24 protein-coding genes are annotated in these 24,696 nt (G+C 49.3%); 14 read left to right on the top strand and 10 right to left on the bottom strand.

Annotation, left to right across the window (positions count from 1 at the left end; translation table 11 throughout):
- Position 1: 1 nt before the first annotated feature.
- The 3 genes from ubiE to A5320_RS20755 all read right to left on the bottom strand — a co-directional run bounded on the left by ubiE (position 2) and on the right by A5320_RS20755 (position 3,188).
- On the bottom strand, positions 2-781 hold the full coding sequence (gene ubiE / locus A5320_RS20745) for a bifunctional demethylmenaquinone methyltransferase/2-methoxy-6-polyprenyl-1,4-benzoquinol methylase UbiE (RefSeq protein WP_068069778.1): 780 nt from the start codon (positions 779-781) through the stop codon (positions 2-4).
- A 295-nt stretch (positions 782-1,076) separates the two neighbouring features.
- Positions 1,077-2,147 carry a DNA alkylation repair protein gene (locus A5320_RS20750; protein WP_197490236.1) on the bottom strand — a complete coding sequence of 357 codons (1,071 nt, stop codon included), beginning with the start codon at positions 2,145-2,147 and terminating at the stop codon, positions 1,077-1,079.
- Between the two features lie 24 nt (positions 2,148-2,171).
- Positions 2,172-3,188 carry a GGDEF domain-containing protein gene (locus tag A5320_RS20755; RefSeq protein WP_068069782.1) on the bottom strand — a complete coding sequence of 339 codons (1,017 nt, stop codon included), beginning with the start codon at positions 3,186-3,188 and terminating at the stop codon, positions 2,172-2,174.
- Positions 3,189-3,518: 330 nt separating this feature from the next.
- On the opposite strand from A5320_RS20755, the gene A5320_RS20760 reads away from it, so the two are divergent.
- Complete coding sequence (locus tag A5320_RS20760; RefSeq protein ID WP_068069915.1) at positions 3,519-5,246, top strand: DUF885 domain-containing protein; 1,728 nt, start codon at positions 3,519-3,521, stop codon at positions 5,244-5,246.
- Positions 5,247-5,392: 146 nt separating this feature from the next.
- The gene (locus tag A5320_RS20765; RefSeq protein WP_068069784.1) at positions 5,393-5,914 is read left to right on the top strand and encodes a hypothetical protein; all 522 of its coding nucleotides are present in this window, start codon (positions 5,393-5,395) and stop codon (positions 5,912-5,914) included.
- 19 nt (positions 5,915-5,933) lie between these two features.
- On the opposite strand, the gene A5320_RS20770 is transcribed toward A5320_RS20765, so the two are convergent.
- Together A5320_RS20770 and A5320_RS20775 are read right to left on the bottom strand one after the other, a co-directional pair.
- Positions 5,934-6,176, bottom strand: a complete 243-nt coding sequence (locus tag A5320_RS20770) for a hypothetical protein (protein ID WP_068069785.1) — start codon at positions 6,174-6,176, stop codon at positions 5,934-5,936.
- Positions 6,177-6,235: 59 nt separating this feature from the next.
- Complete coding sequence (locus tag A5320_RS20775) at positions 6,236-6,697, bottom strand: EVE domain-containing protein (RefSeq protein WP_068069787.1); 462 nt, start codon at positions 6,695-6,697, stop codon at positions 6,236-6,238.
- Between the two features lie 273 nt (positions 6,698-6,970).
- Between A5320_RS20775 and tesB the strand changes: the two genes are divergently transcribed.
- A complete protein-coding gene (gene tesB / locus A5320_RS20785; RefSeq protein ID WP_068069791.1) occupies positions 6,971-7,846 on the top strand; it encodes an acyl-CoA thioesterase II in 876 nt (291 codons plus the stop codon).
- A gap of 242 nt (positions 7,847-8,088) precedes the next feature.
- Here the strand turns inward: tesB and plsB are convergent, their stop codons facing one another.
- Positions 8,089-10,521 carry a glycerol-3-phosphate 1-O-acyltransferase PlsB gene (gene plsB / locus A5320_RS20790; RefSeq protein WP_068069793.1) on the bottom strand — a complete coding sequence of 811 codons (2,433 nt, stop codon included), beginning with the start codon at positions 10,519-10,521 and terminating at the stop codon, positions 8,089-8,091.
- 156 nt (positions 10,522-10,677) lie between these two features.
- Here plsB and lexA point away from each other — a divergent pair, with 156 nt between their 5' ends.
- The 5 genes from lexA (at position 10,678) to A5320_RS20815 (ending at position 15,826) form a co-directional block, all read left to right on the top strand.
- A complete protein-coding gene (gene lexA / locus A5320_RS20795) occupies positions 10,678-11,304 on the top strand; it encodes a transcriptional repressor LexA (protein ID WP_068069795.1) in 627 nt (208 codons plus the stop codon).
- A 287-nt stretch (positions 11,305-11,591) separates the two neighbouring features.
- Positions 11,592-12,740 (top strand): cytochrome c oxidase subunit II, encoded by a 1,149-nt coding sequence (gene coxB / locus A5320_RS20800; protein WP_231916804.1) that lies wholly within the window; start codon positions 11,592-11,594, stop codon positions 12,738-12,740.
- Positions 12,741-12,743: 3 nt separating this feature from the next.
- Complete coding sequence (gene ctaD / locus A5320_RS20805; protein ID WP_068069796.1) at positions 12,744-14,345, top strand: cytochrome c oxidase subunit I; 1,602 nt, start codon at positions 12,744-12,746, stop codon at positions 14,343-14,345.
- 10 nt (positions 14,346-14,355) lie between these two features.
- Positions 14,356-14,952 carry a cytochrome c oxidase assembly protein gene (locus tag A5320_RS20810; RefSeq protein ID WP_068069798.1) on the top strand — a complete coding sequence of 199 codons (597 nt, stop codon included), beginning with the start codon at positions 14,356-14,358 and terminating at the stop codon, positions 14,950-14,952.
- Positions 14,945-15,826: a cytochrome c oxidase subunit 3 gene (locus A5320_RS20815; protein WP_068069800.1), complete on the top strand. Its 882-nt coding sequence runs from the start codon at positions 14,945-14,947 to the stop codon at positions 15,824-15,826. Before A5320_RS20810 ends, A5320_RS20815 begins: the two co-directional genes overlap by 8 nt.
- A gap of 103 nt (positions 15,827-15,929) precedes the next feature.
- On the opposite strand, the gene A5320_RS20820 is transcribed toward A5320_RS20815, so the two are convergent.
- Entirely contained in the window at positions 15,930-16,139 is a 210-nt protein-coding gene (locus A5320_RS20820) for a DUF2909 domain-containing protein (RefSeq protein ID WP_068069802.1), read from the bottom strand.
- Positions 16,140-16,165: 26 nt separating this feature from the next.
- Here A5320_RS20820 and A5320_RS20825 point away from each other — a divergent pair, with 26 nt between their 5' ends.
- The 5 genes from A5320_RS20825 to A5320_RS20845 all read left to right on the top strand — a co-directional run bounded on the left by A5320_RS20825 (position 16,166) and on the right by A5320_RS20845 (position 20,134).
- On the top strand, positions 16,166-16,966 hold the full coding sequence (locus tag A5320_RS20825) for an SURF1 family protein (protein ID WP_068069803.1): 801 nt from the start codon (positions 16,166-16,168) through the stop codon (positions 16,964-16,966).
- Positions 16,967-17,476 (top strand): hypothetical protein, encoded by a 510-nt coding sequence (locus A5320_RS20830; RefSeq protein WP_068069805.1) that lies wholly within the window; start codon positions 16,967-16,969, stop codon positions 17,474-17,476. It begins immediately after the preceding gene.
- Positions 17,473-18,483 (top strand): COX15/CtaA family protein, encoded by a 1,011-nt coding sequence (locus tag A5320_RS20835; RefSeq protein WP_068069806.1) that lies wholly within the window; start codon positions 17,473-17,475, stop codon positions 18,481-18,483. The genes A5320_RS20830 and A5320_RS20835 overlap by 4 nt, the downstream gene beginning before the upstream one ends.
- Positions 18,483-19,391 (top strand): heme o synthase, encoded by a 909-nt coding sequence (gene cyoE, locus A5320_RS20840; RefSeq protein ID WP_068069811.1) that lies wholly within the window; start codon positions 18,483-18,485, stop codon positions 19,389-19,391. The genes A5320_RS20835 and cyoE overlap by 1 nt, the downstream gene beginning before the upstream one ends.
- 101 nt (positions 19,392-19,492) lie before the next feature.
- Positions 19,493-20,134 carry an SCO family protein gene (locus A5320_RS20845; protein ID WP_068069813.1) on the top strand — a complete coding sequence of 214 codons (642 nt, stop codon included), beginning with the start codon at positions 19,493-19,495 and terminating at the stop codon, positions 20,132-20,134.
- A gap of 6 nt (positions 20,135-20,140) precedes the next feature.
- On the opposite strand, the gene A5320_RS20850 is transcribed toward A5320_RS20845, so the two are convergent.
- Genes A5320_RS20850 through nfuA form a run of 3 tightly spaced genes read right to left on the bottom strand, consistent with a single transcriptional unit; the run spans position 20,141 to position 22,021 of the window.
- Entirely contained in the window at positions 20,141-21,184 is a 1,044-nt protein-coding gene (locus tag A5320_RS20850) for a polysaccharide deacetylase family protein (protein WP_231916805.1), read from the bottom strand.
- Position 21,185: 1 nt separating this feature from the next.
- On the bottom strand, positions 21,186-21,422 hold the full coding sequence (locus tag A5320_RS20855) for a hypothetical protein (RefSeq protein ID WP_068069818.1): 237 nt from the start codon (positions 21,420-21,422) through the stop codon (positions 21,186-21,188).
- Positions 21,423-21,442: 20 nt separating this feature from the next.
- Positions 21,443-22,021, bottom strand: coding sequence for a Fe-S biogenesis protein NfuA (gene nfuA, locus A5320_RS20860; RefSeq protein WP_068069820.1), 579 nt, complete (start codon positions 22,019-22,021; stop codon positions 21,443-21,445).
- Positions 22,022-22,148: 127 nt separating this feature from the next.
- Here nfuA and A5320_RS20865 point away from each other — a divergent pair, with 127 nt between their 5' ends.
- Positions 22,149-24,680, top strand: a complete 2,532-nt coding sequence (locus A5320_RS20865) for a M14 family zinc carboxypeptidase (RefSeq protein WP_068069822.1) — start codon at positions 22,149-22,151, stop codon at positions 24,678-24,680.
- Positions 24,681-24,696 lie beyond the last annotated feature (16 nt).

Genomic DNA, 24,696 nt, shown 5'->3' on the forward strand with positions numbered 1-24,696 from the left:
CTTAGAACTTATAACCGCGGTGGAGTGCGACAATACCACCGGTCAGGTTGTGGTAACTGGTTTGGGCAAAACCTGCTGCGTCCATCATCTGTTGCAGCGTTGCCTGATCCGGGTGCATGCGAATTGATTCTGCTAAATATTGATAAGATTCGCGGTCATTGGCGACGAGCTGGCCAATCGCTGGTAACAGTTTAAAGGAGTAGACGTCATAGACTTTGCTTAGCCATTCCTGCGTCGGTTTGGAAAACTCCAGCACCAGTAAACGGCCACCAGGTTTTAACACCCGGAACATTGAACGTAGAGCGGCGTCTTTATCAGTGACGTTCCGAAGGCCAAAAGCGATGGTGATGATATCAAAGCTGTTGTCAGCAAAAGGCAAAGCTTCGGCGTTCGCCTGCACATAACTTATGTTATTCACCAGACCCAAATCACGCAGTTTGTCTTTGCCAACGTTCAGCATTGATTCGTTGATGTCCGCTAACACTACCTGACCGGTTGGGCCGACCCGACGGGAAAACAATGCGGTTAAATCGCCGGTGCCGCCGGCTAAATCCAACACTTTTTGACCAGGGCGCACGCCGCTGCAGTCGATGGTGAATCTTTTCCACAACCGGTGAATGCCGAGTGACATCAGGTCGTTCATCACGTCATATTTGGCGGCGACGCTATGAAAGACGCCCGCGACCATCGAGACTTTCTCTTCGGCGGCGACTGTTTTAAAACCAAAGTGAGTGGTGTTGTTGGAAGCAGTGGTTGCTGCGTCTTGATGCTGCTCTGTCATAAATGGGCCTTTGCCAGCGATAAACTGGTGCTAGTGTAAGAGATCTGGCCGGTGCCGCCAATCAAAAACCCGTCGTCCTTGAAGCTGCAGGGTTGTTGCCACTTCGTGGCGACCTCGCTCGTTCGCTGAAGCGTCAGTCCGACCCAGTCACATAGGACAACTATGCTCCTGGGCCGGGCTGGCGTTCCAGTCTCGCTCACTTGTCGCGGTTCCACCGTTGCCATTCTGCAACTTCAATGATTTTGGGTTTCTACTGACCATCAATAAAACTGCGTTGGTAGTGTTGGCGTGCTGCTTAGCCGTCACTTTCCAACAGAAAACTCTGGCTGGTGACAATCTGGCCGTTGACGATGAGATAAAGCCGGTGTTCGCCAGCATAATGTTTCCGGGTTGTCAGGTCTTTGAACAGGTAACTACGCTGTAACGTTAATTCCGGTTCGCTGACGATCCGCTCCAGCCATTGAAATACTTTATGGCGTGCCTTGCCTGTTTTGCTCGCAAAATCAATGGCATATTCCAGTCGGAGTTTACCGGTGTGTTCGGCAGGTTGCCTAAGCACCGCCTCAAAAACTAAGCGCTCACCCATCGCCACTCTGTTGCTGGCTAATTGCAGTTGTGCCTGAACCGCCACGGGTTGATAACCAAACAATTGTAATGCCTGCGGGTGGCGCTGTTTAAGTAAACCTCGCAGGGCATGTTTAACGATCCAGTCGGTGTCCGGATGTTGTCCGAACCAGCGCTGGCATAGCTCCAGCATTAGTTCTGGCTGGTCTTTACTGATGTCATTCAGATGATTGGCGACACTGCGTCTGACATAATCGGACGGATCTTGTTTTAATTGTTCAAGGATCGGCAGCAGTGGAGAAGGGTCTTTTTTAAATTGTGGTAATGCCTGCCCCCAGGGTAATCGGGGTCTGCTGCCTTCACTGGCAAGGCGGCGTAAATGGTGGTTGTCACTTTGCGCCCACAGCGCTAGTTGCGGCAAAGTCAGTTCCGGATAACGAATGATAAAAGGCCGGATGGCAAATTCGCTGGTAGAAAATTGGGTGAAATGGCCAAGTACGGCCAGAGCAATGAGCGGTTGCTCCAGGCCAAATTGTTCCACAACATCCGGGAAAACAAACCCCTGGATCCCGCCGAACTGGCTGCTGAGTGGTTTTAATACGTCACAGGCTTCAGCAAAAGGCAGCGCCAGTTGCTGAAACAAAATTGTCGCCACCCGCCGGATGCGCGCTTTGAGTTCCAATGCCGGGTAGTTCTCGTCAACGACAGTGGTGACGAATCCTGTGCTATCGAATGTTGGCTGCAGTTGTTGACAGGCATCGCCCAAACGCTGAACAAACGCCACGTCGATCAGATCTTTCAACAGGGGAGCACTCATTGCCGTGGCTTATACCATGGCTTCAGTTGCGACCTGATTCCGGCCACGTTTTTTCGCGACATTCATCACTGACGTCGTTCTTGCCAGGAACTGATGCCAGTTTTCCTGTGCCTGATACAAAGTCACGCCCAACGAAATCGTCACTTTCGGTAAAGCTTTTTTGCTGCGTGATGACACAAACCGTAATTTTTCGACACCACGACGCACTTGCTCAGCAATTTCGCTGGCGGTGCGTAAATCCACATCCGGCAGTAATATCAGGAATTCTTCGCCGCCTGCCCGCACGGGCATGCCACTTTCCTGGACATATGCACTGATTTTTTTTGCGACTTTCGACAGGATGACATCGCCAATGTTAAAGCCATAGTCCTGATTAAACTGCCGGAAATGATCAAGATCCACGGCAATTGCAGCAATCCGTCGTTTGGGATCATTGGTCAACCATTCATCGACCTGTTCCTGCATTGCCAGTCGGTTATAGAGCCCGGTTAAGGCATCAACCTGCCGGCTTTTTTTCAGCTCTTCCAATTCGTTGCGCAGTTGCTGGCTTTGTTCAGTCGAGTGTTTTAATTGGTCGCGTAATTTTTGCTGGCTGGTTCGGACATCATAAGTGGCATCGAGCAGACGATGCAGTGTATCGCGCGCCTGATGTGGGTCATCGGTTTTTAATGCCAGTAAACTGTGATCCAACACCCCGATATATTCAGTAATAGCTTCAGAGGCAAGCTCAGAACTACCGGTGAGTTTACTGACGATTTGGTTGACCTGATTGACCAGTTGTTCGTTTTCTTTGCTGGTACTGATGATAAAGTTACTGTACAACTCCGCCATTACGAAGTCGTCAAAGGGAATGTGGGCAGCGAGCTTTTGTTCGATGGCGTGACATAATTCGGCGTTCACGCCACTGATATAGTCGTAACCTACAGTGAAGTTTACCGGGTGTGCTGCCAAACGATGCCGTTGCAAAAAAGCCAGCGCCAACGCCGCCTTTTCGCTCGCTTGATCGATTGAATCCTGATACATCATGCCAAGTAAAACTCCAGTGGATACTACATAGACTTAGCGCAAATGAATGCCCTTATGTTACGGAAATGCCAGCTGAACGCAAGGTCTACTACACATCTGAGCGTATACAAGTCTTTAAAATAACTACAGAGCCTGCTTCCGCCAAGATAATTTTGTATATTTTTAGAATTTTTACAAAATTATCAGTCGTTTGCTGCAATTCAACTGCACTTTATACCGAATTGCTGCATAAAATCCGGTCAAAACGCTGAATTGTCAGGCAAGAGGTTTAGCCGTTGCGTAGAGTAATGTATACAATTACCTTATCAATGAAATTCAATGGGTAAAAATATGAAACAAAAATTATGGTTGTTGTTGCTGTGCGCGACATTAACGGCCTGCGCCAGCAGCAAAGTAGACCCCAACCAGACCTTTGACATATTAGCCAATGGCATATGGCAAAAAGTGGAAAGCATTGGGCGGAACGACAACCAGATGTTACCCGACATGTCGGCTGAAACCGGCGCGAAAACCCATCAGCAACTGCAGCAATTACTGGCTGAACTGGCTGCCGTAGATGTGAAAACGCTGTCGGAGCAAAATCAGATTAACCGCACCATTTTGATGTATCGCCTGCAGAATCAGGTGGATGAATACAATTATGGTAGCCATTATATGCCGTTAACCGCAGAATCCGGTTTTCATAGCGACGTGATCTTTATGTTATCCGGCAGCAAGTTCAAAACTGCGGAAGATGTTGAGAAATATCTGAAAAAAATCAGTACAGTACCGCGTTATATGGCGCAACAAACAGCATGGATGCGCCAGGGCATCGCCAAAGGTTACACTCAGCCAAAAGCAGTGTTAGCCGGCTATGAACAGGGCATTTTATCTTTTATTCAAAAGGATATTGATCAAAGTGTGTTTTTCCGCCCGCTGTTAAAACCCGTTGCAACCATTCCGGCTGCGAAGTGGCAACAGTTGCAACAACAAGCCCGAACCATTATTTCAGAGCAAATTCAGCCAGCCTATCAGCAATATTATGACTTTTTTGTCGGTGAGTATTTACCAGCCGCCCGAGACAATATTGCAGCGAGCTCGCTGCCTGATGGTGCAGCTTTTTATCAAAACCGGCTGGAACACTACACCACATTAAAAATGACCCCGGCCGAAGTACACCAGATTGGCTTGAGTGAAGTCGCCCGAATTCGTGCCGAAATGGCTACCGTCATCGCGCAAACCGGCTTTAAAGGTAGTTTCGCTGAATTTATTCAGTTTTTGCGCACCGACAAACAGTTTTATGTCACCACGCCGGAGCAGCTGTTAAAAGAAGCATCATTTCTGGCGAAAAAAATTGACGCTCAACTGCCTAAATTGTTCAACACCTTACCGCGCACACCTTACGGTGTTGAAGCTGTACCGGCCGAAATTGCTCCGAAGTACACCACTGGCCGTTATTCAGGTGGTCGTGAACCGGGAGAGGCTGGTTTTTACTGGGTGAATACCTATGCGTTAGATCGTCGTCCGTTGTACGAGCTGGAAGCGCTGACTTTGCACGAAGCGGTTCCTGGCCATCACTTACAAGTGGCATTGGCGAATGAACAAACCAACTTGCCGTCATATCGCCGTAGTTTTTATACATCAGCTTTTGGTGAAGGCTGGGGTTTGTATTCTGAGTTTTTGGGATTAGAAGTTGGGTTTTATCAGGATCCTTACAGTAATTTCGGTCGCTTAACCTATGAAATGTGGCGCGCGTGCCGGTTAGTGGTGGATACCGGTATGCACACTATGGGTTGGACGCGGCAGCAAGCCATTGATTTCCTTGCCAGCAATACAGCATTGTCGATGCATAACGTCACAACCGAAGTGGATCGGTATATCAGTTGGCCAGCGCAAGCCTTGTCTTACAAATTGGGTGAGATCACCATTAAACGCCTGCGCGCAGAAGCAGAACAGAAGTTAGGCAGCAAGTTTGATGTCCGCCAGTTCCATGATGTTGTGTTGCAAAATGGCAGTCTGCCGCTGCCGGTGCTGGAACAACAAGTCGCGAAGTATATCCGGACCCAGCAATCGAAATAATCAGCAACGCCGGAGGCTAGTTTGTCCGGCGTCACTTAATTGTTTTATTTCAATGGTATAATCCAACCCCACACGAGCAGGTGGTAGTGCGAAAATTCTTAAAACAAAATAATGGCCATCCGCACAAGGTGGCCAAATGAGGCGATATGGGTTCGGTGTTGGTATTTATCGGTTTTTTTCTGATTGTCGTAGTGCTGGTTATTAAAATTGATGGTTTGACCAAAGAACATAAGCGCTTGTTAAGTCAATTTAAATTGCGGGATCAGGAAGCATCTCATGTCCAGCAACTGACTTATGAACTGGCGGAAGAATGTTGCCAGATGTTGTTGCTGCAGCTCGGACAGGAACGTACATCAACCCGGCTGAATCCCAACGAAGTATTACATATTGAACAATTATGTCAGGCTATTCCGGTGATATGTCGTGAACTGGTATTGCGGCCTCAACCGATTGCCCAAGCTCTGCAGCGTTATTGCAAAAAATACAATAGTGATGGCTATACCGAGCTGGAAGTGTTTATTCACCGGCATGGCCGACTTATTCCAAGCTGGCAGAAAAACAGTTTTGCCGGGTATTTGCAGCTATGTCAGGCGGCAGTGGCACTGGTGAAAGAGCAGAGTGTAAAAGAATCCATAAAAACAACGAGAACCAGGCCAGAACTGGCCTGATCTATTCTGCCAGAATCGCTTAGTGGCGGATAATTACTTTCGGCTCTGTGTCAATCTGGCCATCCTGATCGACCGCTGCGATACGATCACCGGCTCTTAATACCGCCATGCTGAAACTTGGGCTGCGTCTGACAAATGCCAGCTCGTAACCAAAGCGCTGCAATTCGGCGACCGAAAACTTTTGCGCCATATTCAGTTCATTCCAAAAATAATTTAAATCTTTGGGCTGATCACGACGATCTTCTGATAATGCTGCCATCATTTGTGTTACTCCATAAACCAGCACAGTCCCAAGGTGAAAATCCGCTGGTTTTATACACTCTATGTCTTGGTTAAAAAAAGTACAAGATCGAATTGTTGTTTTGTTGCCGGCATTACCGATAACCGGTTGCCTTTCTTTACAAGTGCCAGCTCTTCAAGCCCCGGACAAGCACGAAGCTCGGCCAGTGTGAGCACTCTTGTAAACTTTTCAACCAAACTCACCTTGACGGCAAACCACGCAAATTTCTCTGCCGAGGCCTTCGGGTCGAAATATTGGCTCAGTGGCTGAAACTGGCTGGGATCTGCAAAAGCAGCAGCAGTTATTTGTGCGATGCCGACAACGCCGATCTCTGCGCAACTGGAATGGTGGATCAACACCAAATCGCCAACAACGACTTGATCCCGCAGGAAATTTCTTGCCTGATAATTTCTGACACCTTCCCAGATGACTCCATCTGCTCCGGCAGCACCAATATCATCGATGCTGCATTCGCCAGGCTCAGTTTTAAATACCCACGGCATGCGTCCACTCCGCTGTTGGAACCGGCAAGATTATGCCGCCTATCACCTGCCTAACGCAATCGGTTCAACGGATTTTGCATACATTCTACCGATTTTGACGGCGTTTACAGCACCAGTGCGCACTGAATCGACATTCATTGCTGGCAAATTCACCGCCACAGTATTGCTGTCGGAACTTTATCAGTAAAGATCTCCGGAACTGGCCCTGCGGTTTTGCAGTTTACCGGAGGCTGTAGCACAATAACTGTTTCTCAAGCATTGCAGGACGTAAAGATGAGCCAGGTATTAGCCGATTTGTTGTCGTTATTAAAGCTGGAAACCATCGAGTATGGGTTGTATCGGGGGCAGAGTCAGGATCTGGGGTTTAAAGCTGTATTTGGCGGCCAGGTCATGGGACAAGCCCTTTCTGCTGCCAAAGAAACCATTCCGGAAGATCGGAAAGTCCATTCATTTCACTCGTATTTTTTACGGCCGGGTGATGCGTCAAGACCCATCGTTTATGAAGTTGAAAACATCCGCGATGGTAAAAGTTTTAGCACACGCCGGGTCAGCGCAATCCAGTTTGGCAAACCGATTTTTTATATGACCGCTTCATTTCAGGCGGATGAAGTTGGTTTTGAGCATCAGGATTTAATGCCACAAGTGCCGGCGCCGGAGGATTTAATTTCCGATCTGGAGTTTTACCGCGAACATGCCGAATTTATTCCGGAATCTCTACGCAGTAAGTTTATTTGCGAAAAACCAATCGAAATGCGTCCGGTAGCCTTTCATAATCCGTTTAAACCGCAGATCAGCAGTGCTAAACGTTATGTCTGGTTTAAGGCTAATGGCGCGATGCCGGACGATTTGCGGGTGCATAAATACATGCTGGCTTATGCATCAGATTTTAATTTCCTACCGACAGCGCTGCAACCTCATGGCAAGTCGTTTATGGCGCCAACGATGCAGGTTGCGACCATCGATCATGCGATGTGGTTCCATCAGGATTTCCGCTTTGACGACTGGTTGTTATATGCCGTCGACAGCCCTAGTGCATCTGGTGCGCGTGGTTTAGTACGCGGGCAGTTTTTTAACCGTGCTGGTGTGCTGGTTGCGTCGACCATGCAAGAAGGGGTGATCCGTAGTTACGACAAAGCAAAACCGGAATAAGGTTTATACCCGTCATCCTTGAAGATTCGGGGTTGTTGCCTTCGTTCGCTGAAGCTTCAGTCCGACTGGAACGCCAGCGCGGCCAGTCACATAGGACAACTATGCTCCTGGGTCGGGCTGGCGTTCCAGTCTCGCTCCTCGGCGCCTACCCGAATCTTCAATGATTTTGGGTCTATTTCCCTCAACAGTTAGCCGCCAGCAAGATAAGAACTTTGTCGCCATAGAACCCATCTTGCTGTTAATTAGCTTTCAGCGGTGATTTGGTGGATTGTCTGCAGCACTTCCGGCAGCACCAGTGCATTGACGGTTGCCAACAGTGGCGCGAAATTAGCCGCAGGTTGTAACCGGCCATCCGCTGCTTCCGCAATATAATCGGCATCTTTTAGCGCATGCACCAGGGTCGCAAACAGTTGTTTATCGTGATATTCAGGTGCATCAATGCCATGCATGGTGAGTAAGCGCTGAGCAAGTTGCTGGCTGCCCAGCTCTAGCGCACTGCGTTCAATGCGTTGTTGTTGCTGTAATAAATTCAATACAATGGCGTAACGCTGCAGGATATCATTGCTGTTATGTGCCAACAATTTCAGCTGCGTCAGATGTTGCGGAAGTTCGGCGCATTGATAATGTTGTTGTGCCAGTTGCACTAACTGCTGTTGCTGTAAAAACTGCAGGATTTGTGTGACATAAAGTCTTAAATCCTGTGGTGCCAAAAACAGTTCATGTTCCAGTAACGGCAATAATTGCTGGCAGATATTCAGTAACTGCACAGCGGTCAGCTGTCGGTGTTGCAATAATGCAGTCGCGATCAACGCAGGAACGACAAATAAATGACTGATATTATTCCGATAATAACTCATGATCACGGCGTTTTCGGCGGTAAGCCGCACCAGATCGCCAAAACCATCCTGCTGTAACTGTACTTTGTTCAGCGTCAGCGCATGTTGCAACAACGCTGCACCATCACCTTCCGGTAACGTGACAGCCGTATGATAAGGCGCAGCTTGTTGCAGCTGCAGATATAAGTTTAATTGCTGGATTAACGCCGTACGGGTCAGTACATATTGTTCGGTGGCGAGCAGGCAAGTCGAGATCAGATTGATTGCGTTCAGCGCGGCGCTTTGGTTCACCCTTGTCATCACTTCATCGGCCAACTTCGCGACCAGTGGATTTAACCACGCTGGTTTTTGCGGTTCGATGGGGTTCACCGACAAACGCCAATCCGGCGCATGTTGTTGCAGATATCCGTTCAGTGAAATCGGTTCACCAAAATTGATGTAACCATAGCCATAGTCGCGCAGTTGTCTGGCAGCTTTGAGGATGCCAAGCGCTGATTCTTTGGTTTTGGCAGAACCTTTTAATTCGCGCAGATAAGTGTTCACCTCCATCACGTGCTCGTAACCGAGATATACCGGCACCAACGTGACGGGCCGGTCAATGCCACGCAGCAGAGCTTGCACCGTCATCGCCAACATACCGGTTTTGGGTTGCAGCAAACGCCCGGTGCGGCTGCGGCCACCTTCGCTGTAGTATTTTACCGAATAACCTTTGCGAAACAGCTGCGACAGGTACTCGCGAAAGACTGCCGAATAAAGTTTGTGGCCGCTAAAGCTGCGCCGGATAAAAAACGCGCCACCACGGCGGAAAAATTTACCAATAGGCCAAAAATTCAGGTTAATACCGGCAGCAATATGTGGGGCAGCGAGACCTTGTTGATAAATGACATAACTCAGCAGCAGGTAATCCATATGGCTGCGATGGCAGGGTAAATACACCACTTCATGGCCACGCTGCGCCAGATCACGGATTAAACCAGCGTTATTTATTTTGATGCCGGTATACAGTTTTTTCCACAACCAGCTCAGCAGCCGATCACCCACTCGTAAGGTTGATTCACGATAATCGGCGGCGATTTCTTCCAGCAGCTTGCGTGCTTCGTTACGGGCTTCGGTATAGCTGATATTTTTGCTCCGCGCTTCATCAGCAATAGCTTTTTTAAGCGCTTCAGAGCCCAATAATGCATTAAACAACGCCGCACGGTCCGGCTGTCGTGGCCCGGTTGCAGCCAGTTGTTGGCGATAAAAATGAAAGCGGGCAACCCGTAGTAATTTATGTGCAGTTTCTTCGGTGGCACCATGTTGGTCGGCCATCTCGCGCAAGGAGACTGCGCGGGAAAACTGCACTAGCGTATGCCTGCCAGAAATCAGTATCACAAATAATTTATGCCACCAGCCAGGTGCGGTTTTTTCGCCAAGAATGGCTTTGACGCTGGCTTCTTTGCCAGGGGCACGCCCCCAACAGATGGCTACCGGGACTAGCTGTGCGGTTTGATCAGGCTGTGCCAGATGGGCTTGCAATAACTTTTGCCCCTGCTGCAGTGCCAGTGTTGGGCGGCTTTTTCCCCAAAATGCAGCGGAACGTTCGAGAAATAAAGTGCGGGGTAAGGTGATATCGCCCAGTGTGACATAAGCGGTCGGATCCGGTAGCCCTTGCTCAAGGCAGGCACGTTTCAGTGTGGCTAAATCACTGGCAGAGGCAACCCGGGTAATATAAAACAGCGGCTTGTTTGCCTGCAACTCAAGGCTACTGACGGGTTGGGATGGAATAATTTTATATTTAACGAATGGCCACAATAGCCATTGTAAGATGCTGGCGAACCACTTTAATCGCGAAAACATACGTTACCTGCACTCAAAAACAGCCGGCTAGAATACCATGGATTAAAATCAGCGCCAATTTTGGCATTTTTTGCTGATTTTTCTGCGACATCCGACTTGGCACATGCATTTTCACTGTATATACTCCCAGTATTCACTGTATAGGCATTCAGCATCATGCGTCCACTTACTCCACGACAAGCCGAAATATTACAATTACTGAAAGATTATCAGGCTCACTCCGGGATGCCACCAACCCGCGCCGAAATTGCTACACAGCTTGGATTTAAGTCAGCCAATGCTGCTGAAGAGCATTTAAAAGCACTGGCCAAAAAAGGCTTTATAGAAATGATGCCGGGTACGTCACGGGGGATCCGGTTGATTGAAGAAGAGCTGGTGGCAAATGAACCTGAATATCTGGGTTTACCGCTGATTGGCCGTGTTGCCGCAGGACAGCCTATTTTAGCCACCGAACATATTGACCAGTATTACCAGCTTGATGCGAATCTGTTCCATCCGGCGGCCGATTTTCTGTTAAAAGTCTCTGGTATGAGTATGAAAGACATTGGCATCATGGATGGTGACTTGCTGGCGGTGCATAAAACAACGGAAGCCCGGCAGGGTGAAGTGGTGGTGGCCAGAGTCGAAGATGAGGTGACAGTAAAACGTTTTAGACGTGATGGTCAATTTGTATACTTACACCCTGAAAACAACGACTTTAATGTGATAAAAGTCGATTTAACTCAGCAGTTCTTTGCAATTGAAGGTTTGGCGGTTGGCGTGATCCGTAATCAAACCTGGTAAGGTTTTTTGCTAAAACTTTAGTAAACTCAATACTTTTTCGAATACAGCACTGGTCAGACCTTTAGGTTTCGCCGGTGCTTTTTGCTTTAAGGGGTTTACATTGGGCTATTTCTGGTCAATTCTTAACCTGCGCCTGATAAAAAACACAGAACGATAAATGTTGTGTCACAGGCGATGTAACAAATAAATAATAAAAAACAATTAGTTGCAGAACAAGATGCGCAATTTGGGTGGTAGTGTCTGGTTCTGGCAATTTGTATTATGCAAAATGACAGAGGAGACGTTACGTGGCGAAAACGAGTCGTTATCGCTGCACGCTGCTATCCTTGCTATTTGTCGAAACGGCTGCTGCCGCAGAGTTACCCCTAAACATGACCAAAGGGGTTACCGATATCAGTCATCAGGTTTACGACCTGCATATGACGATATTGTACGTCTGCTGTGCAATTGGCTTGGTGGTGTTTGGCGCTATGTTTTGGGCCATTCTTCATCATCGCAAGGCAAAAGGAGTGCAGCCTGCACAATTTCATGAAAGCACCAAAGTAGAAATACTCTGGACCGCCATTCCAGTGGTTATTCTGGTCGTCATGGCCATACCCGCTACCAAAACTCTGATTGCGATGGAAGATACTTCCGACGCTGAAGTGACCATTCTGGTGACCGGCTCGCAATGGAAGTGGCATTACAAATATCTCGACTATCCGGTTGAATATTATTCGTTACTTGCCACCCCACAAAAACAAATTCAGAACAAAATTGCCAAGGGCGAAAACTACCTGCTGGAAGTTGATCGGCCGCTGGTGATCCCAACCGGTAAAAAAGTACGTTTTTTAATGACTTCAGATGACGTTATCCATTCATGGTGGGTGCCAGCCTTTGCAGTCAAAAAAGACGCCAACCCTGGGTACATCAACGAATCCTGGGCCAAAGTCAACGTGCCCGGTATTTACCGCGGTCAATGTGCGGAACTCTGCGGCAAAGATCACGGCTTTATGCCAGTGGTGGTGATTGCGAAAGAGCCTGCTGAATTCGAGAGCTGGATCCAGCAACAGGCTGAAACGCAAGCCAAAGCCAAAGCAGCCGAGCAAGAACTACTGTCAATGAACATGACGATGGCTGAAGCCATGGCTCTGGGCGAAAAAACTTACCTTGGTTATTGCGCAGCCTGTCATCAACCAGGCGGACAGGGTTTACCTGGTGCATTCCCGGCCCTTAAAGGCAGCAAAATGGCCACAACAGCCACCGAACTTGCCGCCCACATCGATATTGTCCTTAACGGCAAATCCGGTACCGCCATGCAGGCTTTCGGCAAGCAGCTGACGCTGCAGGAAATTGCAGCCGTCATTACCTATGAGCGAAATGCCTGGGATAACAATACTGGCGATTTAGTGCAGGCCGCTGCGATCCATGCAGCCAAAACCGGCAACAAGGAGTAGCAGATGAGCACAATCACCACCGATCCACATGCTCATGGCGATCACCATGAAGAGCACCACCACAGTCCACCAGCCGGTTTAAAACGCTGGTTGTATACCACCAACCATAAAGATATTGGTACTTTGTACCTGCTGTTCGCTCTGACGATGTTTTTCATCGGTGGTGCGATGGCAATGGTGATCCGCGCCGAGTTATTTCAACCAGGGCTACAACTGGTACAGGCTGATTTCTTTAATCAGATGACGACAGTGCACGGCCTGATCATGGTGTTCGGCGCAGTAATGCCGGCCTTTACCGGCCTCGCCAACTGGCTCATTCCGATGATGGTTGGTGCGCCGGACATGGCGTTACCGCGGATGAATAACTGGAGTTTCTGGATCCTGCCGTTTGCCTTTTCCATTTTACTGGCATCGTTATTTATGGAGGGTGGTGGTCCGGGTTTTGGCTGGACTTTCTACGCACCTCTCTCCACTAAGTACAGCGGTGACAGTACAGCTTTGTTTGTGTTTTCAGTGCATATCATGGGTATTTCGTCGATTATGGGTGCAATCAACGTGATTGTAACCATCTTCAACTTACGTGCGCCTGGCATGACCTGGATGAAAATGCCGTTGTTTGTCTGGACCTGGTTAATCACTGCATTTTTACTGATTGCGGTAATGCCGGTGTTGGCAGGTACTGTAACCATGGTTTTAACCGACAAATACTTTGGCACCAGTTTCTTTGATGCCGCCGGCGGCGGTGATCCGGTGTTGTTCCAGCATATTTTCTGGTTCTTCGGTCACCCTGAAGTGTACATCATGATTTTGCCGGCTTTTGGTATTGTCTCAAGCATTGTGCCGACTTTTGCCCGTAAACCGTTGTTTGGGTACGCTTCGATGGTGTATGCCACCTCCAGTATCGCGTTACTGTCGTTTCTGGTCTGGGCGCACCATATGTTTACCACCGGCATGCCGGTGTTTGCCGAGCTGTTTTTCATGTATTGCACCATGCTTATTGCGGTGCCAACCGGGGTGAAAGTCTTTAACTGGGTCGCGACGATGTGGCGGGGGGCGATGACCTTTGAAGTGCCGATGATGTTCGCGCTGGCCTTTATTGTGCTGTTCACTATAGGTGGTTTGTCCGGGTTGATGCTCGCCATCACACCGGCGGATTTCCAGTATCACGATACCTACTTTGTGGTCGCGCATTTCCACTATGTGCTGGTAACAGGTGCTATTTTCTCGATTATTGCGGCGGCCTATTACTGGTTACCAAAATGGACCGGGCATATGTATGACGAATCCCTGGGGCAATGGCATTTCTGGTGTTCGCTGATCTCGGTCAACATGCTGTTTTTCCCGATGCATTTTGTCGGGTTAGCGGGGATGCCAAGACGGATCCCGGATTATGCTCTGCAGTTTGCTGATTTTAATGCCTTTATTAGTATCGGAGGTTTTGCTTTTGGCCTGTCGCAGCTGATCTTTGTCTGGGTTTTGGTGAAATGTATCCGGGGTGGTGAGAAAGCAACTAATCAGGTGTGGGAAGGTGCTGAAGGGCTGGAGTGGGAATTATCGTCACCGCCGCCTTATCACAGTTTTACTACACCACCGCATGTGAAATAAGGGACTACAGATGGCCGATTCGCAGCAACACATAGCTCAACCGAACCATAAACCACTGATCAAAAAGCTGTTGGTGATTACGCTCGCGATGTTTGGCTTTGGTTATGCGTTGGTGCCGCTGTATGACGTGTTTTGTGATTTGACCGGCATTAACGGTAAAACCAGTTCGATGGCTGCCACTGCCGATAAAGCAGTGGTTGATCTGAAACGCGAAATTACCGTGGAGTTTCTGGCCAGACCCAATGCTGACATGCCATGGTTATTTAAACCACAGACGCAAAAAATCAAAGTTCATCCCGGCGAAATCAAACTGGTGTACTACGAAGCTGAAAATATCACCGCTGCGACCATGACCGGTCAGGCGGTGCCTTCAGTGGCGCCAGGTCAGGCTGCTTTGTATCTGAATAAAATGGAATGTTTTTGTTTTAACCAACAAGTGCTGACTGCCGGTCAGAAGCTGTTGATGCCATTACAATTTTATGTGGATCCTGCTCTGCCCGAGCAGTTCAGCACTATTACTTTGTCATACACCTTGTACGACATGACCAAGCATAGTCAGCCTGAAACAGTGGCAGCTCTGATCCCAACAGGGGGCAATCATGAGTAACGCTTACGAGAAATATTATGTACCCGAACAAAGCCCGTGGCCTTTTGTGGGTGCGGTGGCGCTGTTTTTAATCGCCTTTGGTGCCGGGCATTTAGTCAATGAAGTGACCCGCGATAAAGAAGGTTATGGCAGTTACCTGCTGATAGCCGGCGTCGCGATTTTAATCTTTATGTTGGTTGGCTGGTTTCGAAATGTCATTGATGAATCGATGACCGGCCTTTATAGCAAACAAATGGATCGCTCGTTCCGGCAAGGTATGAGCTGGTTTATTTTTTCTGAAGTAATGTTCTTTTTTGCCTTTTTTGGCGCCTTGTTTTACGCCCGGCTGATCGCGATGCCGTGGCTGGATGGTGCCAGCAACAATGCCATGACTGCCGAAATATTATGGCCCGAGTTCGTTGCGCACTGGCCGATGATCAAAACGCCGGGTGGCACTGAAACCACGGCGATGCCATGGCAAGGGTTGCCGCTGTATAACACCATTATTCTGCTGACATCGTCGGTTACATTGCAGTTTGCGCATACCGCGATGGAGCAAAATAAACGGGGTCAGCTCAAACTGATGCTGTTGTTAACCGTGTTGTTAGGTGCAACTTTTCTGACGTTACAAGGGTACGAGTATGTCCATGCTTACCAGGATCTTGGCTTAAAACTGGATTCAGGGATTTATGGCAATACCTTTTTCCTGCTGACCGGTTTCCATGGTATGCATGTGACGCTGGGTGCTATTTTCCTGCTGGTGATTTTTCTGCGGATCTTGCTCAAAAACCATTTTACAGCACACCACCATTTTGCGTTTCAGGCAGCGGCCTGGTACTGGCATTTTGTCGATGTGGTTTGGTTATGTTTGTTTGTATTTGTCTACGTGTTGTAACGCTTAAAGCAGTGCGGTTTTAGTAAGTCACTGTGCTGTATATCCAAAATCATTGGAGTTGCAGGATGGCAACAACCCTGCAACTTCAAGGATGAAGGGAATATCAGTAAGGTCGCTGATGGGGGCTAATCCAGCCCATCGTCAGCGCCATTACGATAAACATCATCACGATGACAGAGACCAACACCCGACGCCCGAGGAATTTCGACATACTGACTTTTTCCGGATCGTTTTTCAGCATTAGCCACAAGGCGCGGAACAAATTAAAAACAATAAAGAGCAGTAGCGCAATGAGCAGTAATTTGATCAGCATAAGACCTCAGTTCGCAGGAGACGCAAATGCAGATCCGGTTGTTTAACCAGGATTTTGTATTGCGCTGGTGGTTAGTAGTGATCACTTTGGCCGCTTTTTGTCTGTTAATCAAGCTGTCGCTATGGCAATGGCAACGCGCTGAAGAAAAGCTGCAACACCTGACCCAAATCCAGAACTGGCAACAACAAGGCGCTCCCGCTTTTACTGAGTTTTCCCGTTACAGCGAAGCCGATTTAGACGGCGCGCCACTAACCGGTACTGCGCATTGGCTCGCGCCAGTAGTGTGGTTGGTGGACAATCAAATCTGGCGCGGCAAAGCCGGTTACGATGTGGTTATTCCAGTTCAAGTCACGACGGATAAAACCGCTATGCCGATGCCATCCGATGAGGTCTTACTGGTGAATTTAGGCTGGGTCGCGGCGCCGGACAGCAGATTACAACTGCCCGAAGTGGAAATTCCTGCCCGGATTGAATTACAGGGTGTGCTACGCACTAAATTAGGCGCGTTTCGACTGGGCAACAATTTGGAGGATACCGGCTCCTGGCCGATGCGCGTGCAAACGATTGATGTGCCATCGCTCGCGTCGACTCTATCCAAGCCGCTGACAAATAACGAGCGTAATAAAGCGTCTGGCAATCAGTCTAGTGAGGCGTTTAATACAATGTTTAACGGCGTGTTTTACCAGCAACAAAGCCCGTTTCTTTATCATTATCAGCCTGTGGTGATGCCACCGGAAAAACATCGGGCTTATGCATTGCAGTGGCTGTTGTTGGCCATCGCCGTGGTGATGGTCGCGATGGCTGCCAGTTATCAGAAGGAAGTGTAAATGCCAAAAAAGAAGTTTTTGTGGTTGTTCGCCGCTTGTTGTCTGGTGCCGTTGGCAATGGCGCAATTGGTGTTGTCAGCAGGCTGGTTTTCCGCAGGTGCCAATAGTAAAGGCCAGTGGCTAAGTGAGGAAATTACACTATTGCCAGCAACAGCGGCCGACCAGCCACATTGGCGACTAGTGTATTTGGCGCCAACGGACTGCCAGCAGCAGTGCCAGCAGACGCTGAATCTGATGACGCAAATTTATACTGCCTTGGGTAGAAAACAGGACAATTTAACGCTGGTGGTGCTGGGTGATGTGGCACCAAAAGAGCTCGCGACTACCATGCAGTTTCAACAAGGCAAATCGTCGGTTTTAGCTGAAGGTCAGCTTATTCTGGTCGAGCATAACGGCTTAGCACTGCTGCAATATCAATTTCCGGCCGATGCCAGCCAATTGCCATTGCTCGGTAAAGCCGTGATGTCCGATTTGAAAAAGTTGATTAGCTACGATCGGGGGCCGGTATGAAGTTGCAGCGAATTTTGGCCAGTCTGGCGATTGTACTGACCATGTTGGTCATTATTCTCGGTGCTTATACCCGGTTGACCGATGCCGGATTAGGCTGCCCCGATTGGCCAGGTTGTTACGGTTTTTTAAAAGTGCCGCAGCATGAAACGCATGTGGCTGTGGCTGAAGCCCGGTTTCCGGAGCGGCCGCTGGAGGCACATAAAGCCTGGAATGAAATGGTGCACAGGTATTTTGCCGGTAGCCTTGGTTTACTGATCGCTACAATATTTTTTGTCAGTTGGCGTCAACAGCGCAAAATCTGCCTGTTGCCAACGGCTCTGCTGAGCTTGGTCGTGTTTCAGGCGGCGCTTGGCATGTGGACAGTGACGCTGAATTTATTTCCGCTGGTAGTAATGGGGCATTTGCTCGGTGGTTTCAGTTTGCTTTGTTTACTGGTGATTTATCGCTGGCAACTGACAGCACCCCGGCACAAACCTTCGGCATCGTTACCCGCACAAAGCGGGCTGGCTCGCTTAGGCTGGCTGGTGCTGGCTATTTTAGTCGGGCAAATTGCCTTGGGTGGCTGGACCTCAGCCAACTATGCAGCGATGGCTTGTGTGGAATTACCGGTATGTCAGGCCGGTTGGTTGGAGCAGCTTCAATTTGGCGAGGCCTTTGATTTACATCTGGGGCACGACAATTACGAATACGGTGTGATGAGTCAACAAGCGAGGCAGACTATCCACATCGCGCACCGATTTGGCGCGATGTTGACGTTGTTGGCTGTCGGCTGGTTTGCCTGGCTCCTGTGGCAGCGTAAGACGCAAACCGGCATGTCAAAATTGCCGCTGGTCGCTGGCGCGTTATTACTGCTGCAATTTTGTCTCGGCGTCATCAATATATGGTGGCAATTGCCGCTGGCAAATGCGGTCGCGCACAACTTTGTTGCCGCCAATTTGCTGATGGTGTTAACGCTGATTTGTGTGCAACTACAACAACAAGTACAGCTACAACCAAGGAGGTTATGATGGCCCAAACAAAACTTGCAGTGTTTTCAGGCTGGTCGCAGGTCTGGCGGGATTATTATCAGCTGACCAAACCCAAAGTGGTGGCTTTGCTGTTGTTGACTGCCTGGGTTGGCATGATGTTGGCGCAGCCTGGCCTGCCCGCACTTGATGTACTGGTAGTATCGATGATTGGTATCGGCTTATTGTCGTCAGCAGCTGCTGCCTTGAATCATGTGCTGGATCAGCGGATTGATGCACAAATGGCCCGTACGCATCACCGGCCGGTAGCCCGTGGTCGCATTAGCACTGAACGTGCAGTGGTGTTTTCGCTGCTGCTGGCTGCAAGCGGTTTTGTCGTGCTCTATGCGGCGGTGAATCCGTTAACCGCCTGGTTGACGTTAGCCAGCTTGTTTGGTTATGCCGTGGTGTACACCATGTACTTAAAACGCGCGACACCACAGAATATTGTGATCGGTGGTTTAGCTGGCGCCATGCCACCGCTGCTTGGCTGGACAGCGATGACCGGCCAAATCGCGGCTGAACCTTTGTTGCTGGTGATGATTATTTTCGCCTGGACGCCACCGCATTTTTGGGCGCTGGCCATCCATCGCCGCGATGATTATGCCAAGGTGAATATGCCAATGTTGCCGGTGACACATGGTATCGAATTTACCAAAACGGCGATTTTTCTCTATACGCTGATTTTGTTTCTGGTCTGTTTAATGCCGTATCTGGTCGGAATGACCGGTGCCATTTACCTGGTCGGCACCGTGCTGTTAAATTTGTGGTTTATGGGCTACGCCTGGCAGCTGAAGTTTCATGCCAAAGCCGATACCGCCATCAAAACATTCAGGTTTTCCATTGTACACTTGATGTTGTTATTCTTGCTGCTGCTCGTTGATCATTATCTGAAATGGACGGCGTTTTAAGCAAAAAATTGAAACGCTTTGAAGAAGAACAACACTGCAGCATGATGACTCGCCGCAAATACTGGCGGGGCAGTATAGGTTGCACAACATAGAGAGCGCAGATGAAGTACAAGTTGGTAGGAGCGGTCGCGGTGATTACAGCCCTGGCCGCCGGAATGTTTAGTTTCCAATATGTGCAGCAAAATCAGCTGCCTGAACATGCGCTGGTCTATCCAAAAGCCCGAGATTTAACGGAATTTACGCTGACCAGCCACCAGGGGCAGCCGCTGACCCGTCAGCAGTTACAAGGGCAATGGACGCTGGCTTTTGTCGGTTATACCTTTTGTCCGGATATTTGCCCGATGACGATGGCTACGCTAACCGGTGCTTATGGCGAGCTGCAGGCGATGCTACCTGAAGGGCAAAAGTTAGGGATTTGGTTTATTTCGGCTGATCCACAACGTGATACCGTCAGTGCGCTGGCTAATTATGTCGGTTATTTTGAACAACCGGCGATTACCGGTCTGACTGCCGGACACGACAAACTATTCCCATTTGTCCGCGATCTCGGCCTGATGTATGCCATCAGCAGCACGACGGAGCCGGATTATCTGGTGGATCACAGCGCGTCTATTGTGCTGATCAATCCGCAAGGTCAGCTGGCCGCAGTGTTTAAACCTGAGCTGAAAGTTGGCGAAGTACCGCTGGTGACGAAAGCTATTTTGCTGGCAGATTTTCCAAAAGTGCTGGCGCAGTTAAACTAAACAACGTTATTGCACAAAGACCCATGGCTGCGAAAACCAGTAAAAATAACCCGGTTTTTTCAGGCTTGGCGCGGTGCAGTTATATCTGTTGTGTGCCAGTTTCAGCGGCGCCTTAGCTTGCGCGGTGAAGGTCTGAGCGTTTAACCACTTCAGTTCTATCGGTTGCCCGTTAAAAAAACAGTTCAGCTGCGCCGCTTTAAAATCCTGCACTTTTACGGATAATGTTAACTTAGGTGGATTCTGTTTGCTGACCGGATCCGCACCGCTATAGTCAGTGACCGGTAACGCCAGAGTTTTCAGCTTTGGCACAAAATGTTGCAGCGCGGCGAATTGGCTAGACGATGGATACCGTGGAATGCGCGTCATCGACACACCAGGACCAACAGCGCCAGATTGTTGGCCAATGCCAATAAACCCAAGCTCGGTGACCAAATCTTCTAATTCTGCACTAAAGTCGCCATAAGGGTAGGCCAGCCATTTGCGCTTGACGCCTAACTTTTGCTCAAGCTGTTGTTCTGCCGTTAAAATGTCTGCTTTGACCCGCGCGCGCCATTGCTTGGAGGTTTCGCCTTTATTCGGGACCGCCAGCCGGTGATGGTACGAGCTGTGATTGGCAATAATGACGCCTTCCTGGTGCATGGTCTGGATTTGCTCCCAGCTCAATACCGGACCTTCGCGTCGGTCAATTAATGCTGGCCCTAAAAACATGGTATAGGGGTAGCCGAACTCTTTCAGAATAGGCCGGGCAGTGGTGAACACATTGGCAAAACCGTCGTCAAAGGTGATGGCAACTTCGTTGTCCACTGTCGCTTCTCCACGTTGTAGCTGTTTGATGATGCGCTCGAGGCTGACTACTTTAAAATTTTGATCTTTTAAGTGCTGCAGCTGTTGGCGAAATTCTGCCGGGGTCACGCTGGTGGTTTTCGGCGTGGTGCTGCTGACATGGTGATATTGCAGAATAATAGCTGCATCTGCCGGGGCAGAAAAACCAGTAGCGCCAAGCCAGGTTAAACCAATCAACCAACCGAACATCGAGCACAGCTTTTGCACGTTAAGAACCCTCATCATCGTTTGGCAACACACCAATCCGGCGCAAAATTAACAACAAGTAACTGCCAAAAGTGACTACAAAACTGATGAGCCAACAACCAATCACCAGCTGTAGCAGCCAAAGTGGCTCGGCTGGCAGCAGTAAAAACAACAGCAGAATGATCCAGAAAGCCGCCATACCGCCGACAAAATAACGGCCGCAAGTAGCAGCCGTTGGGAGTTTGGGTATGAAGCGCATCAAAGTAGCTTTAATGCCTTTTAGTAGTATGAGTGTTCACCACGTTGGTGCTCGGTAATGTCACGAACGCCAGCCAGTTCACCGGCAAAACGGTTCAGCAGTTCTTTTTCGATGCCTTCTTTCAGGGTTAAATCTACCTGCGAACAACCGTTACAGCCGCCGCCAAATTGTAGCACCGCCACCCCTTGTTCAGTCAGTTCGACCACTGACACCCGGCCACCGTGGTTGGCCAGTTGCGGATTGATTTCAGCATCAATCACATATTGCACCCGCTCTTTCAGCGGCGCGTTGTCATTCACCTTGCGAACTTTGGCATTCGGCGCTTTTAAAGTCAGCTGGGAACCCATTTGATCGGTGACAAAATCGATTTCGGCATCGACTAAAAACGGTTTGCTGTCGGCATCAATCACCGCATCAAAACCGTTGCAAGGTACTTTTAAGTCGGTTCCTTCGACTGCATCCGCTGGACAGTACGACACGCCACATTCCGCTTGAGCCGTGCCGGGATTGACTACAAACACCCGAATATTGGTGCCGGCTGCCTGCTTTTCCAACAACTTAACGAAGTGCGCCTGAGCAGCTTCTGAGATATGAATCATGTCTGAGTACCTGACTAAATTACTAGGTTAATGGCTATGATACTCTTCCAGTTCCACGCTGCCAACCCCGCTTGAGCATTCGCCATCTTTATTGCTAAGGTGGCGGTATCAAACTTCTGGAGTTGGCATGAAAAAACTTACTTTACTGGCGGCATCACTGGCGACTTTTTGTAGCCTGAGCCTGCAACCAACAGCGTTCGCTGCTGCTTTACCAACTCCGGCACAAAGTTTAGGCTTTGAACTAGGGCAGTGGCATGTCCGGCACGACCAGATTGAACAGTATTTTCGTGAACTGGCGCTCAAGGCGCCAGAGCTGAGCAAGTTTGAAGTCATTGGCCGCACCCATGAACAACGGCCGTTAGTGCAACTGACCATTAGCTCTGTAGCGAATATGGCGAAGCTGGAACAAATCCGCCAGCAACATCTGGCTGGCATCAACGGCAAATCCCAGGCCGAAGGAGATTTACCGCTGGTGATTTGGCTTGGTTACAGTATTCATGGCAATGAGCCAAGCGGGGCCAATGCTGCGGTCAAACTGGCGCATTATCTGCTGAGCAGTGAAGACGCCGAAGTGAAAAACTGGCTTGATAAAGCGATTATTTTGATCCAACCCAGCCTGAACCCGGATGGCCACGACCGTTTCGCGCTCTGGGCCAATATGCACCAGGGCACAACGCCGGTCGCCGATCCACAACATCGCGAGCATGTGGAGCCCTGGCCAAATGGCCGGCCGAACCATTATTGGTTTGACTTAAACCGCGATTGGCTGCCGTTACAACATCCGGAAAGTCAGGCGCGGATCAAACAATTCCATCACTGGATGCCACAGGTACTGGGTGATTTCCACGAAATGGGCACCAACAGCAGCTATTTTTTCCAGCCAGGGATCCCAAGCCGGAATAACCCGATGACCCCGGATGAAAACTATCAACTGACCGCTTTGCTGGCGGCGCATCACGCTAAAGCTTTTGATGAGCAAGGCAAACTTTATTATACCGAAGAGAGTTTTGACGATTTTTACGTCGGTAAAGGCTCGACCTACCCTGATGTGCACGGCGCGGTCGGCATCTTGTTTGAACAGGCCAGCAGTCGTGGCCATTTGCAGGACAGTATCAATGGTCCGCTAAGCTTTTTAAGCACCATCGACAATCAATTCACCACTTCTTTGTCGACGTTACGTGGTGCAGTTGAGAACAAGCAGCGGTTACAAAAGTGGCAGCAGCAGTTCTTTCGCGACAGTCAGCAACTTGCCAAAGACGATCCAGTGCAAGGTTATCTGCTACAAGGAGACGCCGATCAAAGTCGGCTGACGGCCTTGTTGCAGCTGCTGAGCAAACATCAGATTGAAGTGTATCCGGTTAATCATGACGAAGCTTCGACCACCCAGCAGTTTTTTGTGCCGCTGCAACAACGGCAATACCGCTTGATCAAAGCTGCCTTTAGCACTGCCACCAACTTTCGCGACAACACCTTTTATGATGTGTCGGCCTGGACCTTGCCGCATGCCTATAATATCGAATATAGCGAAAGCCGGAAAATCCCGGCCGGACTCTCAAAACAACCTTGGCAAGCAGAAGCAGTAGCCGCACCTGAGTTAACGGCCGGAGCCTACGCCTATGCGCTACGCTGGACCGATCAACAAGCACCGCTGCTGTTGCAAAAGCTGCTGCAACATGGCCTGAAAGTGCGGGCAGCCAGTCGGGCATTTAGCGCCAAAACCAGCAATGGTGTTCAGCTGTTTGCCGCTGGCACTATGTTGATCCCGGCAGGTCTGCAAACTGAAGGTTGGTTTGAGTTACTGCAACAAGCCCAGCAAACAACAGGATTAAGACTGGAAGCGGTCACCTCAGGCTTAACGCCGATGGGTCAGGACCTGGGCAGTAATAATATGCTGCCGGTGACCTTACCCAAAGTGTTGTTGCTGGCAGGTCAGGGCATCAATTCAACTGAAGCAGGTGAGTTGTGGTTTAACCTCGAGCGTTTGGCGGGCATATCACCAACGATGGCAGAGCCAACACGGTTTGGCCGGCTAGATTTAAACAATTACAGTCATATGGTGCTACCGGATGGTAATTACCAGAGTTTCAAAGATGATGAACTGGCCAAACTTAAGGCCTGGGTCGACGCTGGCGGGGTGTTGTGGGCACAAAAATCGGCGGTTAGCTGGCTGGCTGACAAAGGTTTGTTGCAGGTTAAATTAAAGCCGGTTAGTGATTTAAAAGCCTTGATCCGGATTGAAGATGCGCGTTACGCCGACAAAGAACAACTGGCGGGTCAACAAAGGATTGCCGGCGCTATTTTCCAGACGGAACTCGATTTAAGCCATCCGCTCAGTTTTGGTTTGCCAAGGGCAGAACTGCCGGTATTTAAAAATGCTTTGATGGTGATGCAAGTACCTGAGCAGTCTTTTGTTACCGTTGCCCGGTATCGCAAAGGTAAACAACTCGCGGGTTTTGCTGCACCTGAGCTGGTGGAGCAAATTAGTCAAAGTGCAGCCTTAGTGGCACATAACTATGGCAAAGGCCGGATTATTGCGATGACTGACAACCCGGTTTTCCGCGGCTATTTTAATGGCTCCAGCCGATTACTGGTGAACGCTTTGTATTTGGGTAAAGCCTTTGATGTTGGTTCGGAAGACAGCGAAGGCGATGCGCATTAACATGCTCTTCGCAACA

The sequence above is a fragment of the Rheinheimera sp. SA_1 genome (genome assembly GCF_001669775.1).
Classification (GTDB): Bacteria; Pseudomonadota; Gammaproteobacteria; order Enterobacterales; family Alteromonadaceae; genus Pararheinheimera.

Bases quoted from the DNA above. Each gene is read 5' to 3' on its own strand.
- ubiE (WP_068069778.1), bottom strand. From the start codon at position 781: ATGACAGAGCAGCATCAAGACGCAGCAACCACTGCTTCCAACAACACC.
- A5320_RS20755 (WP_068069782.1), bottom strand. From the start codon at position 3,188: ATGATGTATCAGGATTCAATCGATCAAGCGAGCGAAAAGGCGGCGTTG.
- A5320_RS20760 (WP_068069915.1), top strand. From the start codon at position 3,519: ATGAAACAAAAATTATGGTTGTTGTTGCTGTGCGCGACATTAACGGCC.
- A5320_RS20765 (WP_068069784.1), top strand. From the start codon at position 5,393: ATGGGTTCGGTGTTGGTATTTATCGGTTTTTTTCTGATTGTCGTAGTG.
- A5320_RS20770 (WP_068069785.1), bottom strand. From the start codon at position 6,176: ATGATGGCAGCATTATCAGAAGATCGTCGTGATCAGCCCAAAGATTTA.
- A5320_RS20775 (WP_068069787.1), bottom strand. From the start codon at position 6,697: ATGCCGTGGGTATTTAAAACTGAGCCTGGCGAATGCAGCATCGATGAT.
- tesB (WP_068069791.1), top strand. From the start codon at position 6,971: ATGAGCCAGGTATTAGCCGATTTGTTGTCGTTATTAAAGCTGGAAACC.
- plsB (WP_068069793.1), bottom strand. From the start codon at position 10,521: ATGTTTTCGCGATTAAAGTGGTTCGCCAGCATCTTACAATGGCTATTG.
- lexA (WP_068069795.1), top strand. From the start codon at position 10,678: ATGCGTCCACTTACTCCACGACAAGCCGAAATATTACAATTACTGAAA.
- ctaD (WP_068069796.1), top strand. From the start codon at position 12,744: ATGAGCACAATCACCACCGATCCACATGCTCATGGCGATCACCATGAA.
- A5320_RS20810 (WP_068069798.1), top strand. From the start codon at position 14,356: ATGGCCGATTCGCAGCAACACATAGCTCAACCGAACCATAAACCACTG.
- A5320_RS20815 (WP_068069800.1), top strand. From the start codon at position 14,945: ATGAGTAACGCTTACGAGAAATATTATGTACCCGAACAAAGCCCGTGG.
- A5320_RS20820 (WP_068069802.1), bottom strand. From the start codon at position 16,139: ATGCTGATCAAATTACTGCTCATTGCGCTACTGCTCTTTATTGTTTTT.
- A5320_RS20825 (WP_068069803.1), top strand. From the start codon at position 16,166: ATGCAGATCCGGTTGTTTAACCAGGATTTTGTATTGCGCTGGTGGTTA.
- A5320_RS20830 (WP_068069805.1), top strand. From the start codon at position 16,967: ATGCCAAAAAAGAAGTTTTTGTGGTTGTTCGCCGCTTGTTGTCTGGTG.
- A5320_RS20835 (WP_068069806.1), top strand. From the start codon at position 17,473: ATGAAGTTGCAGCGAATTTTGGCCAGTCTGGCGATTGTACTGACCATG.
- cyoE (WP_068069811.1), top strand. From the start codon at position 18,483: ATGGCCCAAACAAAACTTGCAGTGTTTTCAGGCTGGTCGCAGGTCTGG.
- A5320_RS20845 (WP_068069813.1), top strand. From the start codon at position 19,493: ATGAAGTACAAGTTGGTAGGAGCGGTCGCGGTGATTACAGCCCTGGCC.
- A5320_RS20855 (WP_068069818.1), bottom strand. From the start codon at position 21,422: ATGCGCTTCATACCCAAACTCCCAACGGCTGCTACTTGCGGCCGTTAT.
- nfuA (WP_068069820.1), bottom strand. From the start codon at position 22,021: ATGATTCATATCTCAGAAGCTGCTCAGGCGCACTTCGTTAAGTTGTTG.
- A5320_RS20865 (WP_068069822.1), top strand. From the start codon at position 22,149: ATGAAAAAACTTACTTTACTGGCGGCATCACTGGCGACTTTTTGTAGC.